The 13677-nt window shown below is 47.0% G+C and carries 11 protein-coding genes and 1 CRISPR repeat array; of the genes, 9 read left to right on the top strand and 2 right to left on the bottom strand.

Annotation, left to right across the window (positions count from 1 at the left end):
* Window positions 1-40 precede the first annotated feature (40 nt).
* Window positions 41-468: direct repeats of the CRISPR family, unit length 32 nt; unit sequence GTCGCTCCCTACGCGGGAGCGTGGATTGAAAT.
* Window positions 469-1251: 783 nt separating this feature from the next.
* Both HPT30_RS09065 and HPT30_RS09060 read left to right on the top strand, forming a co-directional pair.
* Window positions 1252-1917: a DUF2239 family protein gene (locus HPT30_RS09065; RefSeq protein ID WP_175371079.1), complete on the top strand. Its 666-nt coding sequence runs from the start codon at window positions 1252-1254 to the stop codon at window positions 1915-1917.
* Window positions 1898-2806, top strand: coding sequence for an alpha/beta fold hydrolase (locus HPT30_RS09060; RefSeq protein ID WP_175371078.1), 909 nt, complete (start codon window positions 1898-1900; stop codon window positions 2804-2806). Before HPT30_RS09065 ends, HPT30_RS09060 begins: the two co-directional genes overlap by 20 nt.
* Before the next feature lie 167 nt (window positions 2807-2973).
* Here the strand turns inward: HPT30_RS09060 and HPT30_RS09055 are convergent, their stop codons facing one another.
* A complete protein-coding gene (locus HPT30_RS09055; RefSeq protein ID WP_175371077.1) occupies window positions 2974-3738 on the bottom strand; it encodes a spermidine synthase in 765 nt (254 codons plus the stop codon).
* 593 nt (window positions 3739-4331) lie between these two features.
* On the opposite strand from HPT30_RS09055, the gene HPT30_RS09050 reads away from it, so the two are divergent.
* The gene (locus HPT30_RS09050) at window positions 4332-5738 is read left to right on the top strand and encodes a serine hydrolase domain-containing protein (RefSeq protein ID WP_175371076.1); all 1407 of its coding nucleotides are present in this window, start codon (window positions 4332-4334) and stop codon (window positions 5736-5738) included.
* A 12-nt stretch (window positions 5739-5750) separates the two neighbouring features.
* Here HPT30_RS09050 and HPT30_RS09045 read toward each other — a convergent pair whose 3' ends face one another.
* On the bottom strand, window positions 5751-5924 hold the full coding sequence (locus HPT30_RS09045; protein WP_175371075.1) for a hypothetical protein: 174 nt from the start codon (window positions 5922-5924) through the stop codon (window positions 5751-5753).
* A 134-nt stretch (window positions 5925-6058) separates the two neighbouring features.
* Here HPT30_RS09045 and HPT30_RS09040 point away from each other — a divergent pair, with 134 nt between their 5' ends.
* The 6 genes from HPT30_RS09040 (at window position 6059) to HPT30_RS09015 (ending at window position 13430) form a co-directional block, all read left to right on the top strand.
* Window positions 6059-7861: an SgrR family transcriptional regulator gene (locus HPT30_RS09040; RefSeq protein ID WP_246317000.1), complete on the top strand. Its 1803-nt coding sequence runs from the start codon at window positions 6059-6061 to the stop codon at window positions 7859-7861.
* Window positions 7862-7981: 120 nt separating this feature from the next.
* Window positions 7982-9499, top strand: coding sequence for a spore germination protein (locus HPT30_RS09035; RefSeq protein WP_175371073.1), 1518 nt, complete (start codon window positions 7982-7984; stop codon window positions 9497-9499).
* Window positions 9496-10695, top strand: coding sequence for a Ger(x)C family spore germination protein (locus tag HPT30_RS09030; RefSeq protein ID WP_175371072.1), 1200 nt, complete (start codon window positions 9496-9498; stop codon window positions 10693-10695). The genes HPT30_RS09035 and HPT30_RS09030 overlap by 4 nt, the downstream gene beginning before the upstream one ends.
* Window positions 10682-11788 (top strand): GerAB/ArcD/ProY family transporter, encoded by a 1107-nt coding sequence (locus tag HPT30_RS09025; protein ID WP_175371071.1) that lies wholly within the window; start codon window positions 10682-10684, stop codon window positions 11786-11788. The genes HPT30_RS09030 and HPT30_RS09025 overlap by 14 nt, the downstream gene beginning before the upstream one ends.
* Window positions 11785-11988, top strand: a complete 204-nt coding sequence (locus HPT30_RS09020; RefSeq protein ID WP_175371070.1) for a hypothetical protein — start codon at window positions 11785-11787, stop codon at window positions 11986-11988. The genes HPT30_RS09025 and HPT30_RS09020 overlap by 4 nt, the downstream gene beginning before the upstream one ends.
* A 500-nt stretch (window positions 11989-12488) precedes the next feature.
* Window positions 12489-13430, top strand: coding sequence for an alpha/beta hydrolase (locus HPT30_RS09015; protein ID WP_175371069.1), 942 nt, complete (start codon window positions 12489-12491; stop codon window positions 13428-13430).
* The last annotated feature ends 247 nt before the right edge of the window (window positions 13431-13677 follow it).

The following is a 13677-nucleotide window of genomic DNA, read 5'->3' as shown; positions in this document are numbered from 1 at the left end:
TTTAAAAAGAGATTATGCTCCATTTAAGTGTTTATTCGCTGTCGCTCCCTACGCGGGAGCGTGGATTGAAATTTTGGGGGGCGGGTAAAATGGCAGTAGTGGAGCGTCGCTCCCTACGCGGGAGCGTGGATTGAAATCCTTGTAACGTTATCGTCCCGTCTTCTGCTATCGTGTCGCTCCCTACGCGGGAGCGTGGATTGAAATAGGTGACGTTTAACGTTCTTGATCCGGATCAGCGTCGCTCCCTACGCGGGAGCGTGGATTGAAATCCCAAATTACGCACCCCCTAAAAAGATAATAATTGTCGCTCCCTACGCGGGAGCGTGGATTGAAATTGGAGGGCAGCCTGCGGGCGGCTCAGGATAAAGTCAGTCGCTCCCTACGCGGGAGCGTGGATTGAAATTCATAACCAATGGCCTCAGCTGTCTTGACGCTAGTCGCTTCCTACGTAGGAGCGAGGATTGAAATGCGGTATCTGCGTATGACAAATCGGGCAATCAGGTCGCTCCGCATGTAGGAGCCTGGGTTGAAATCGTCAGGATTTGCGCATTTGCTGCGCCTGACTCCGTCGCTCCCTACGTGGAAGCAACGTTTGAAATAATTAAGCTGCATATGCATCTGCCACTCATTGTGTGGCTCTACCGGCGTTCAACTGCTTTCATACTTGCCCCATAAACAACTATACAGAACGCATTAAAAAACAAATATAGCCAAGAAAAAAGAGAACTTGTATAGAGATCGAAGTGTAATTAACAGCATTTTTGTACCTTAAATTCTCTGAAGCTAAGGGTTAGTGGAGATTAAGTGCAAAATTGTACCTTAAATCTTCCAGAATCCCCCTTCCAGCGCGCTTTTTAGAAAAATAGGATACAATATTGCCCTTAATTCCCTCATTTGCTTATATTAAAGAAATATAAGGTACAAAATTGCTCTTAGTTGGGGAGGTTGACCATTTCAGCTGTTAAGTTTACTGCTTTTAATCACATACAGCATCTTATTTCACATGTATCAGTGCAACAGCATTAAAAAGGTATAAAACTGGTAACGTCCCATTAGGCAAACGGGCAGTATTGTGACAAACAACGCATCTGCAACATAAAACAAACCATAGCCCTCAACAGCGCGGTCCTCTTAGGCCGCGTTTTTTGCATATATTACCTTCATAAGGAGCGACGAAATATGTTTTACCCGGGTAATATTGATTTTATATTTTTACCCGGGTATAATTAGGCAATCAGAGAGGAGGTCAGCATGAGTAATTCCATAACGCACTTTTACTGCACGGCATTTTTGGGTGTCGGAGTTGTTGCCAGTGGTTCGTTACAGCACGTTGTTTCTACAGTGAAGGATGCTCTGGATGACAAAGACCTCACAGAGCTGCTTATATTTGACGATTCCACGGGGAAGCCAATAGATGTTGATTTTCGTGGGAAAACAGATGAAGTGCTCAAACGATTGGGAGTACAGTTCGGTGACTTACCCAGTACGGAAGTGGATCAGCAGCCTACACGGCGGGTTGGTCGACCTAAGCTGGGGGTTGTATCCGGAGAGGTTACGTTATTGCCACGGCAATGGGAATGGCTCAAGAGTCAACCTGGAGGGGCGTCGGTAACCTTACGAAAACTCATTGATGAGGCTCGACGTGCTGGAGAAAAACAAAGTAATATCCGAGAGTCACAAGAAGCAACATATAACTTTATGACAGCTATGGCTGGAAACTTCCATCAATACGAAGAGGCTCTGCGGGCATTGTATGCTGGTGATTTGGATCGTTTTAACCACTTCATTGATGATTGGGCACCTGATATCAGAAACCATGTCAAAAAATTAGCTGCTAATGCATTCCCCGAAGGGAACAGTACTTCTAATACCAAATTAATTGAAGGAGAACATAATCATGAACATTATAAAAGTTAACGGTGTTGAGTTGGCCTATGATAGTTTCGGTAACGAAAATGACGAGGCTATTATTCTAATCGCCGGGCTTGGAACCCAGATGATCCGATGGACAATTCCGTTTTGTGAGATACTGGCAGCACGGGGCTTTCGCGTCATCAGCTTTGACAATCGCGACGTAGGCTGCTCAACACATTTTAGCCATTATAAGGCGCTGGATTTTGAAGCACTGGCGACTTCTCTTATGTCGGGAATGCGACCTGACATCCCATACACTCTGGATGACATGTCCAAAGACGTTATCGGACTGCTCGACGCGCTTTCAATTGACCGGGCACATATTGTGGGCAGATCGATGGGCGGAATGATCGCCCAGATAGTAGCTAGTGATTACCCTGAACGGGTGTTATCACTCACTTCTATTATGTCTAGTTCGGGTAATCCCGCTCTACCGCAAGCTTCCCAAGAAGTCATGGCATTGATGACTAAACCGGCACCAAATCCGTTTGAGGATGAAGCAGGATTTTTGGCGCACAGTCTCTCTTTTGCCAAGCGCATCGCCGGCACCGGCTATCCGTTTGAAGAGGATGCTTATCGGGCGCTTATTTTGGAGGAAGTCCGGCGAGCCTACGATCCAGGCAGTGTCGGACGACAAATTGCTGCGATTGCTGTCTCCGGTGACCGTCGTCCGCGGCTGGCAACTATAAAAGTACCGACACTTGTCATTCATGGAGTGGACGATCCTCTATTTGTCCCTGCGTGTGGCGAGGATACGGCTGCTGCCATCTCTGACGCCGAGCTAATGCTGATTGACGGCATGGGACACGATCTGCCTCATCAACTGTACAAAGTAACTGCTGATGGTATAGAGCGAACCGCTCGTCGCAATGGGCAGGCGCTTCCTGAATAGCAAGCAGCTCCATTTTATCAGTCAAAGGGGGTTCTAACAGTGCCTCCATTTGAATGTGTACATGGGATCAATAGAAAAGCGCCGGTTTCATGATAACATCGTGAGCCGGCGCTTTTTCTATGAGGTTTATTCTAAACAGACGATGGTTGGATTCTGAAGCGAATTATTCAAGTTACAGGCACACTATCCCATATAACATGCCCCGGCTCAGGGAAAATCTCTGTGAATCCTGCCATTTTGCGGGACACAAATCCAATCGAATTATGGCTGCCGATCATCACAATGTTTAGCACATCACTAGCATTATCAGAAGGAAGTGCAAAAGCTCTTGTATAAGCAAATGTACGGCCCAGTGTAGTATGAATAGCGTTAATCATTCGGTCCTGTTCGCCTCTGCCCATCAGATTGAGAATGACGGCGCCGCGTTCATCCAGTTTCTCAGCAGCCAGTGTGAAAAATTCCTCTGAGGTCAGGTGGAAGGGCGTACCTTTGTCTGTGAAGGCATCGACGATTATGTAATCATAAGCCTGCGACGATTCACTGTCGAGCACAGAACGTCCATCTCCCACGACGACATTGTCTCTGTCATACCCGAACCACCGTCTGCTGATCTCCAGCACCTGTTTATTATATTCGGCCACTTTCATTCTGCGATCTGCAAAATAACTGGGTATTGTCCCAATCCCATGACCGATTAGAAATGCAGCTTCAAACTCCGGAGTGTTATGCTCCATCAAGTGGATGATCGCTCTCGGATATTCAAAGAGCACCCGATCCGGACGGTTCAAATCCATCGCTCCCTGAATCGCCTCGTTTGAGAATTCCAGCACCCGAAAAGCACCTTTTTCTCCATAGAGTTCTGCTGTGTCGTAAACTAATATCTCGTAGTTACCGCCAGAACCTTCGTCTATTTCCTTGTGCAGCAAGTTCAAATGCCCAATCTCCTTTTCAGTATGTTACCCGGCCAGTTCCCAAGCCACCGTTATGTATTTTCTAAATATATCTTCAATTATGGATAGAGGCAATGCCAACGATTAAAACACCAGTATCCAAAGTAATAAGCCGGCATGGCGTCTCATAATCTGTAAAAGGGGAACGAAGCAATGTCTCTTTGGGAGAGGAGATGCACGTCCGAGGAGCCATCCTTTGTGAAGGAATGGAGGCGGACGCAGATGAGTATCGATCAGCTCATTGCATTGCTCGTTCTTGTCATCATGATCATACAGCTGGCAAACAACAACAAAGGCAAGTCTTAATTACGGCGCAGCCGGATTGGCTTCCGAAGCTCAAGAACATTTGAGTCTCGGAAGTTTTTTTCGGCCATCAATCGGTGGAACCTAGTAAAATTACCGTAGTCAACGAAACACCAAGGTTTGCTGCGGCTGGATTTTTATTATTTTCGTATGCGTGCTTGTTGCCACAGTAAGAAAATGGTAGCATAATTCACGTGTAACCGTTATCAAGGGGTATATACAATTTGTACTGAAAGGTCTTCAATCTTCCACGATAGAGAGGATGAAATATCATGTTGCAGGAGTGGGAGCGTAATACCATCGCGATGCTAAAAAAGAATGACATCCCCGGTCTGGCAGCCGGACTGTCAAGAGACGGACAGACTCTGATGTGTGGAGGCTACGGATGGAGGGATCTGGAACAACAACTTCCGGTGACTGCCCATACGACCTTTGGTCTGGCTTCCATCACGAAGACATTTACTGCGCTCGCCATAATGATGCTCCAGGAATCTGGTAAACTATCGATCGAAGACGAGGTTATGAAGTGGCTGCCTGAACTGCATCTGCCGCCGCAATACAGAAATCACATCAGAATTAGGCATTTGCTGAATCATACCGCCGGACTTCCAGATCTGACACTCTATTACCGCATGATGGTTCCGAGTCTTCGAGAAGATAAGCCTTATAGAAAATCGGAGCGGCTGCCGTTTCATCCTCACCGGGTGACGGAAGTAGCGACGATGGAGCAATTTATTGAGTTGTTCAATGCTACCACAAAGGAAGGGTTCGGCCCGCCCGGAATCAATTATTCGTATTCCAATGAGGGATACATGTTTCTGGACGAAATCGTTAGCCGGTCCAGTGGGCAGAGTTATATTGAATATGTGACTACAAGAATCATAGGTCCTCTTGGCATGGAGAATACTTTATTTGGCCAGTCCTCACGGCCAGTTGCGCCAGAACTTACCGCTATTTATCATTCTTATTCTGTACGGAATTGGAGCAGCCCTTGGCGTAAAAGCTTGCAGAGCCGCCCGGCTCAATCCTGGATTCACAGCGGGCCGGTTTACGGTCATGGGCACTTGTTATCCTCCGCTGCGGATATGCTCGTTTTTGCTGAATTATTTTACCAAGAGGGTGTGGCTAGGGGCACTCGTCTCGTCCGAAAAGAGTCTATCCAGAAGATGATCAGCGGAAGGCTTGGCCTCAGTGTACAGAATTGGAAGAACGGACAGACACTTGTCGGGCATGCTGGAGGCCAAAAAGGGATGTCCAGCGATCTCTATATTGCCGTTGAAGCCAAAGTCGCTGCCATTGCGCTGGCGAATACGACCCGAGCCCCCGTCTGGGATGTAACGCTAAGCGGAATCAATGCTACGATGAATCGGCCTTTATTTGACTTGCCACTTGCTGACGAAGGTGCATTTAATGCTGCGGTAATTGGGTCCAGGCTGGAAGGGGATTATACCTCTTCCCGCCTGGGGAAATTGCAGATCTGGAGCGACAACCAGCAATTATTCGGTAAATTAAAAGGGATAAAGGGACTTGTTATTCCTAAGCTGAGGATAAGCCTTCAGCAGCACGATAAGCTCATGCTTGGGAGGTTTCCGGCGAGAATTTTGTTAGATGAAGATGGCAGGGTTATAGGCATCTCTCTGGGGCCTGGATACTATTTTGCAAGATACGGCAATAACTAGCACTAACAACATTTACCGATCTTGAACTTCATAATCCCCGCCCGGCATACGCTTCACTTGTGTAAACGCTGCTTCACTATACAGTAATCTCCCAATGCACTCTTGAATCACCCCGATGAGCCCGACCTTGGATTTCCGCTCCTGATATCCTCTTAGTTTTTCTATGATATATGGATGTTCCAGCATGATGTTCTCCCCACTTTCTCTCTTTTGTTAAGGCTAATTATGTGCTTTTCAAAAGGGGACAAAAAGCGTATAATTGCCTCTAACGATTTCCCCTTTTAGGGAAAAGCATCGGAAGGAGGTCGCAAAAGGTGATCATGGCCGAACGATATTTAACACTTTACGAACGTTTCGGGGGTGATAGCAGTGGGGGAATGCCTGTTGAGGCCACCTTGGAAGGTCTCTCGGAGGCCTTATTCTGTACGACTCGTAATGCAAAGCTTATCCTGCGTAAGCTGGAGGAAGAAGAGCTAATTGACTGGCTACCGGGCCTTGGACGCGGTAATCGTTCACGGATCGCATTCAAGGCCGATAAGGAGAGGTTTCTGCTGCAACTGGCCCAAAGCCGGGCAGAGAAGGGGGACTACAAGCAAGCCTTCGAGTTGCTGCAATCGTTCGGGGAAGGCACTCAGGCCAAGCCAAAATTTCTCGAATGGCTGAACGGCCAGTTCGGCTATCATAAAGAGGAAGCCAGCGATGGTATTTCTACAAGTGACACGCTGAGATTTCCAGTATATCGTCCTGTTACGACATTGGATCCAGCCCAAGTGAACTATTCCATTGACGCACATCTAATGCGGCAATTGTTCAGCCGCCTGCTTCAGTTCGATGAGGGGATCAGTAAGATTGCTCCCAGCATCGCTCATTACTGGACATCCAATCCAGAAGCGACGGAATGGACGTTTTACTTGCGCAAAGGGGTGCGTTTTCATAACGGCCATGAATTAACGAGCAGAGATGTGGTCTTTTCGCTGGAGCGCTTACGCGGAGATACTCAGAACCGTTGGCTGCTGCGCGGCGTGCAGCAGATTGAAATGCTCGGACCACGGGTACTGCGTGTTCATCTTAAGCAACCTAACCGGATTTTCGACCGTTACATGTGTTCCAACGCCGCGTCAATTCTGCCTGCGAACCTTGGTGGGATGGAGGAGGAAGAATTCTGGCAGCTTCCGATCGGCACTGGGCCTTTTCGAATGGTCTCGCAATCGTCACACTGCATCGAATTGGCTGCTTACACTGCCTACCATGAAGGCAGGCCGTATCTGGATGGCGTGGATGTAGTTGTTATGCCAGAGGAGTGTCGGGATTCAGCGGTCGAAATGCCTGAGATGCTACATAAGGGCTATTCCGGGAACCCTCTTCTGGAGAAACACATGGAGAATTGGCAGCTTCTTAAGAAGCTCTGCAGAGGATGTACGCTGCTCACCTGGAATCTGCGGCGCCCTGGTATCCAACAGTCGGAGGCATTTCGCCGGGCGGTGCGCATGATTCTAAATACGAGTGACCTTGTCTTGGAACTGGGTGGGGATCGCGCCATGCCGGCCTTCGGCTTCCGACCGGAAGGGAGCCAGTCCCGCTCTGCAGATCCGCTTCTGCCGGAGCGGGTTAAGACTGCGCTGCGTGAATCTCATTATGATGGCTCGGTTATCCGTTTTACCGCCCATGAGAATTTCGAAGAGGATGCCCGCTGGATTGTAGAGCGGCTAGGGCAATGGGGCATTCATATCGACCTCAAGATTGTCTCCTGGGCAGAAGCGTCTGTCTGCTCTACACCACTCCATGACGAGGACTTAAAGATCCACAGTTTTATTTTGCCAGAAGATGAAGTGTGCGAGATTGAAGCCTATGAGCATGGAGACAGTGTCTTTAAGTCCTATCTTGATGATGAATTGCTTAACTGGATTAACGGCCGGATCGACGAGGCTTTAAGTGCCGATACCGAGGTCGTAAGACGTCAACACTTGAAAGTGATTGAGGAGCACTTGCGCGACGAGGCCTCCGTTGTTTTCCTCCATCACAGGGAACTGCGTACTTATCTTCACCCGACTATTAGAGGGGTCAGTCTGAATGCTCTCGGCTGGATCGATTTCAAAGATATTTGGCTGGAAAAACTGGACTGATACCGGCTGTCGTCTGACCTTTCGTCTAATGAACATGAGCCTTCTCTTCTACGTATATTCAACTCCTCGCCCGGAGATAATGGAACAATGATTCCAGTCTACAATTGAGGAGTTTTTGGTATGCCGATACAAGACTCGAACCCAGCGCAAGATTCATCTGCTGTGCACAATCCAGTATATAACCAACATGACCCTCTGTCTTTTGTGAATCAAATCAGGGATTATCTGCACAGCCCTCCTGACCTTATCATTCACTCACTAGTCATTTCGCCAGACGTTCCTTGTAGCTGTCTGTTTCTGGATACCTTAACCGACAAGGATAAGATTGAGCATGAATTGCTATCTTTTTTATCGGAAAAGGCATGCTTCGAGGATGTCACCCATGCAGATGAAATGATTAGTGTCCTCAAGGGACGGATTCCCTTCAGCTCTATTTCCTCTTCCGATGATTTCACGCTTTGTGTAAACAGTTTACTAAAGGGCGTTTGCCTGATTGTGGTTGCCGGTGCACCTGAAGTTTTGTGGATCAACGTTTCCCAGACTAGTAAACGCAGCGTAGCGGAGCCCATGACAGAGTCCACGGTACGGGGACCCCAGGTAGGATTTACGGAGGACATTACAGTTAATTTGTCACTGCTCCGCAAGCGAGTCCGCAACGTGCATTTAGTTATCGAGCAGATCACGGCCGGTACGGAAACTGAGACCAACATGGCCTTGATCTATCTGGATAATCTGGCCTCCGGTCCGGTCATCGAGGAATTCCGCAAACGTCTCGCCGCCATCCATACGGACAGTATTCTTGATAGTGCCTATGTGGAAGAATGGTTACGGGAGCGTACCTATTCACCATTCTCCACGATCCTCAGTACGGAGCGTCCAGATATCCTGACTTCGCATCTACTGGAGGGAGGGGTAGGGGTGATCGTAGATGGAAGTCCTATTGCGCTTGTCGGACCGATTACTTTTTTTCAATTTTTCATTGCCCCGGAAGACTATTACCAGAGTGCTGATATTGCAACGCTGCTGCGCTGGGTTCGCTTCCTGTCGTTTATGCTGTCTGTATTCGTACCGGCTCTGTATGTAGCCGTCGTGTCCTTTCAACAGGAGCTGCTTCCTCATTCCCTTCTGATTAGCATTGCAGGGCAGAGGGAGGGGGTTCCATTTCCCGCATTTGTTGAGGCTGCGCTGATGATGGTGACCTTTGAAGTGCTGCGCGAGGCGGGTCTGCGAATGCCACGGATCGCCGGACAAGCGATCTCGATCGTTGGCGCACTAGTACTGGGACAAGCGGCAGTTACCGCCGGTCTTGTCTCGACTGCAATGGTTATTGTAGTTGCGATCACAGCGATCTCCAATTTCGTATCCCCATCTTACAGCTTCGGCATTACACAGCGGTTATTACAGTTTTTCTATCTGATGCTCGCCGGAGCGATGGGATTATTTGGTCTGTTGTGCGGGGTGCTGATGACGGTCGTACACCTTGCTTCCCTAAAATCATTCAACGTTCCATATCTGTCGCCGGTGGCTCCTACCGTGTTGTCAGATTGGAAGGATATTCTTGTCCGTGTGCCCCGGCCATGGATGGATGCCTATCCTAGAATGAACGGAACAAGGAAAAAAAGCAGGAAGCGGCTATGAATGCTGTCTTTCAAAAGCTTGCAGTCTCCGGAATCATGCTGTGCTGCCTGACCGGCTGCTGGGATCGAATAGAGATCAATGAATTGGCAGTTGCCGGACTGGTGGGATCGGAGATCGATCCACAAACCCATGAGCAAATCGTATATTACCAAATTGTCAATCCCGGAGCATACTCTTCGGAATCAAACGGTCGCAGTAAGGCTCCTGTATACACGTACAAAGTGCAAGGGAAGAGCAAGGGCGAGCTGGCTCAGTTATCCAGTGACACGTTGCCGCGCAAGCTGTTTACCGATCATTATCAGTCTCACATCGTTACCGAGCAGTACGCCAGAGATGGCCTGCGCACCTTCTTAAACTATTATGAACGGCAGTTCAACAGGCGCTCGAGCCTCTATTTGTTCGTTACAGACTCTCCGCTCTCGGATGTGATGATGACCTTTACGCCGCTGGAACAGCTGCCCGGACGGCTTTTGCGGTCACTAGTTTCGAATACAAACAATGCCACAGGCCGAATCAGCCTGAAATCGCGGGTGAAGGACCTGGTAGAGAATATGGATTCAACCACACTTACGATGCTCCCCATCGTCAGTCTGAAAGGTGAGAAGCCGATTCTTTCCGCCAACCGCTTTGATGACATTAACGGCAACCAGAGTAATTTAGTGCTAACGGGAGCAGCCGTGTTCAAGCAGGATCAGATGATCGGGAAAGTCTCGCTTTGGGAGAATGGTTATTACAATTTATTGAAGGGCGAAGCAGGTAACTTCTTCGAGTCAATCCTACTGGATGATCGGGTAGTCGATCTATATGCCCATAAAATAAAAACGAAACAGCAGCTGACACTTAGGAATGGTGCACCTGTCTGGAATGTGGAGATCACAGCCCATCTGGCCCTGCGGAATGATGAGCAGACCGAGAAGCTGACTTGGGACAACTTATCCAAGATTACAGATCAATTTGATCTAAAGCTCATGAAGACTTCGGAGAAGCTCTATGCACAAGCGATAGAGAAGAAGTGGGATTTGTTCGGTCTGGAGGAAGAGATCAAGTACAAGCGGGGGAATGCCTGGAAGAAGCTGCAACAACAAGAGAATGCCTGGGCGCAAACCAAACTGCATGTAACGATCAAGAGCAAAATTGAAAATATCGGGGAAATTGTTGATCCGTATAAAGGAGGGGCAGGGAATGGAAAAGAGTAAGCTAACGGTCTGGCAGTTCTTTGTGCTGACCCTTTCCTTCCTGATTGGCACCTCCTTTTTCTTCACTCCCGGTGGCTTAATTGCTGCTGCCAAGCAGGATGCGTGGATCGTCCCGTTATGGGCGGGAACAGCAGGTATTCTTGCCGCACTGGTCTGGTTGCATCTATCCAAGCTGCATGCAGGATTGTCTATCGTACAAATTTGTATTAAGGTCGCCGGCAGACCAATAGGCGGTTTCTTTGCGCTTTTGTATATCTTCTATTTCATCCAGCTTGCGGCCTTTATCACCAGGAATCTGGGCGACTTTATGAAACAAGCGCTAATGCCGTTAACACCATTAACTGTATTTCATGTGATGTTCCTCTTCGTTACCGGTTACGCTGTGTTTAAAGGGATCGAGACTATCGCCAGGTCGTCAGAATTATTGTTCCTGATTATGGCGGCCACCTTTATTTTTGTGCTATGCCTGGCCTTACTTGAGTGGGATTGGGGACGATTTCAGGGAATATTCCGCATGGATGTCTGGAAGACAATGAAGGAGACTAGCTCTATCTTTGGATTTCCGTTTATGGAGGGGGTTATCTTTCTCATGTTGTTTCCATTTGTCCAGAGCAAAAAAGTGAAGAGTAGTTTTATCCTGGCGTATGCGGTCGCGACGATCCTGCTAAGTTTCTCAACCTTTATTACTATAGGGGTACTTGGCGTAACTCGCGCTTCCCATGATACATATCCATTCTTTGTTATTGTCCAGGAGATACATATCGGGACCTTTTTCGAGCATCTGGAATCTACAATGGCGTTGATTTTGCTGGTCGCGATTTTTATCAAGCTCTCTATTGCCTATTATTGCTCAGTTCTGGGAATATGCCAATTGTTCAAGATAAAGAACAGATTTTGGATAACTATCGCACTCATTCTTCTAATTTCCGGCCTCGCTATGGGCTATGATAACGTGGTCGAGAATATCGAATTCAGTAAAAAATATGATTTTGCATATACGATTTTGTACAGTATGGTTCTACCTTGTCTACTCCTGCTTGTCACCTGGATTCGCAGAATCCGAAATAAGCGAACGGAGGAGCCCGCGTCATGATCTGGTTTATTCTTTTTATGGCAGTAGCGATAGGGCTGTGTCTTAGGGTCATGATACGGGTGCGTACGCAAACCAAAGAAATTCTGGTGTTCCTGGCTTTTGTACTGCTCGGTTTGGCGGATTGGATTACTATTTTTACAGACCACAAATTTAAACCAACCCATCTGATTTCAATGCTGCTAGACTTTGTGGGGTTGTGACAGGGACTTCATCTAAGAGAGGATCAGTGCTGATCCGATATAGTTAATGCTGACTTTGAGCGGATACATAGGAATTTCGCGATTATTTTAATCCGCGTTCTATATAATTTGAACAAAAGAAAGAAACAAAAAGGGGAGAAGGAGTGGAGGGGAAGATTGGAACTGTAGGAGCGAAGCGCTCGTCTGAAAGCTTTCCGAAGGAAATCTAGCATCGAAAGCATAAACTGTTCCGGATTTCAACCGCTACAAGCGGTTAATTAGAAGAAATCTGGGGACAACAACGACCGAAAGTCTAAGCTTCACCGTAGCGACGCCGATCCTTATGTTAGTAACTAAGTTCAATATATATAGTTTAACAGAACATTAACTCCAGCCCGAACGCTGCCAAAGAGTTAAGGTTCCGTTTAACTTATGTTTTACAAGAGCTAATCCTGGCTTGTTAGAATAAGGGGGAGATAGGCGGGGGATCTAAAAAAAAGCACCCAGAGAGGAACTCATTTATGAAGAAAATACTGTCTTTTTTGCTTAAAACAATAGGTGTTCTAGTCTTGGCAATTGTACTGTTTATAGTCGGGGTGTTCGTCGTCAATAAGGTCAGTAACAAAACCGAGCTGGGGAAGATAGAACCTTATGGCCAGAAAGTGTCGGTGGATGGAAAGAACATGAATGTCTTGATCCAAGGTAAGGGAGACGAGACCGTCGTGCTACTTCCAGGCTTTGCAACAGCAGCCCCAGGCCTTGACTTTAAGCCACTGATAGATCAGTTAGCTCCCTTTTATAAAGTGGTAGTGGTAGAGCCATTCGGCTATGGACTAAGTGATGTTACGGACAAAGAACGCACTATTGATAATATCGTAGCTGAAACGCATGAAGCTCTGCAAAAATTAAATATTAACCGCTACACGCTGATGGGGCACTCCATTGCCGGTATCTACGGACTGGAATATGTGAATAAATACGGAAATGAAGTGAAGGCATTTGTAGGGATTGATAGCAGTTTTCCAACGCAAATGAACGGGGAAGATGAAGAGTTTCCAACAGGCGTGTATAAGTTCCTTCGGGATTCCGGGTTCAACAGATTGCTCATGAAATTAAGTCCAGACCAAGTGTTTGCACCGGACGGTGACGAGACAATCAAAGAACAAGTAAGAATGATTTCGCTCAAAAATGCGTTTAATGCCAATATGTTGAATGAAGGGGAGAACTTCACGCATAACTTTAAAGCTGCGGAGAGCTATAGCTTCCCTAAGAACCTTCCGGTACTCTTCTTCTTAGTCAAAGTTAATACAGATGTTGAAGGCTGGAAAAAAGGACATGAAGAGCAAATCAAAAACTCTGCATATGGAAAAATAATTGAACTTGAAGGGGAGCATTATCTGCACCATACCCACTCCAAAGAAATCGCCGAAGATTTCAGAAGCTTTATGGCAGAAGTTAAGTAAAATAGAAGAGCCGAATGAATCCATACTCCTATGGGGCATTCGGCTTTTCTATGACTTTGGTAACATTTTGAAATAAATATGGATTTACTTGTTGCAATTATTCCCAGTAGAGTGTATAACTATTTATGAATACGCTTTCATTAAGTTTTGAATAAACCTTAGATCACTAAATTTGTCTTGTTAAGAGGAGGTGTGAAGGAAGAGAGCTGAAGTAACTAGAAATGACGCTATTCTTTGCAACAAAATG

Origin of the sequence: Paenibacillus agri (assembly GCF_013359945.1) — a bacterium.
GTDB classification, from domain to species: Bacteria; Bacillota; Bacilli; order Paenibacillales; family Paenibacillaceae; genus Paenibacillus_AQ; species Paenibacillus_AQ agri.
The sequence above is the reverse complement of the archived record's forward strand: the minus strand, read 5'-3'. Positions and strand labels throughout refer to the sequence as shown.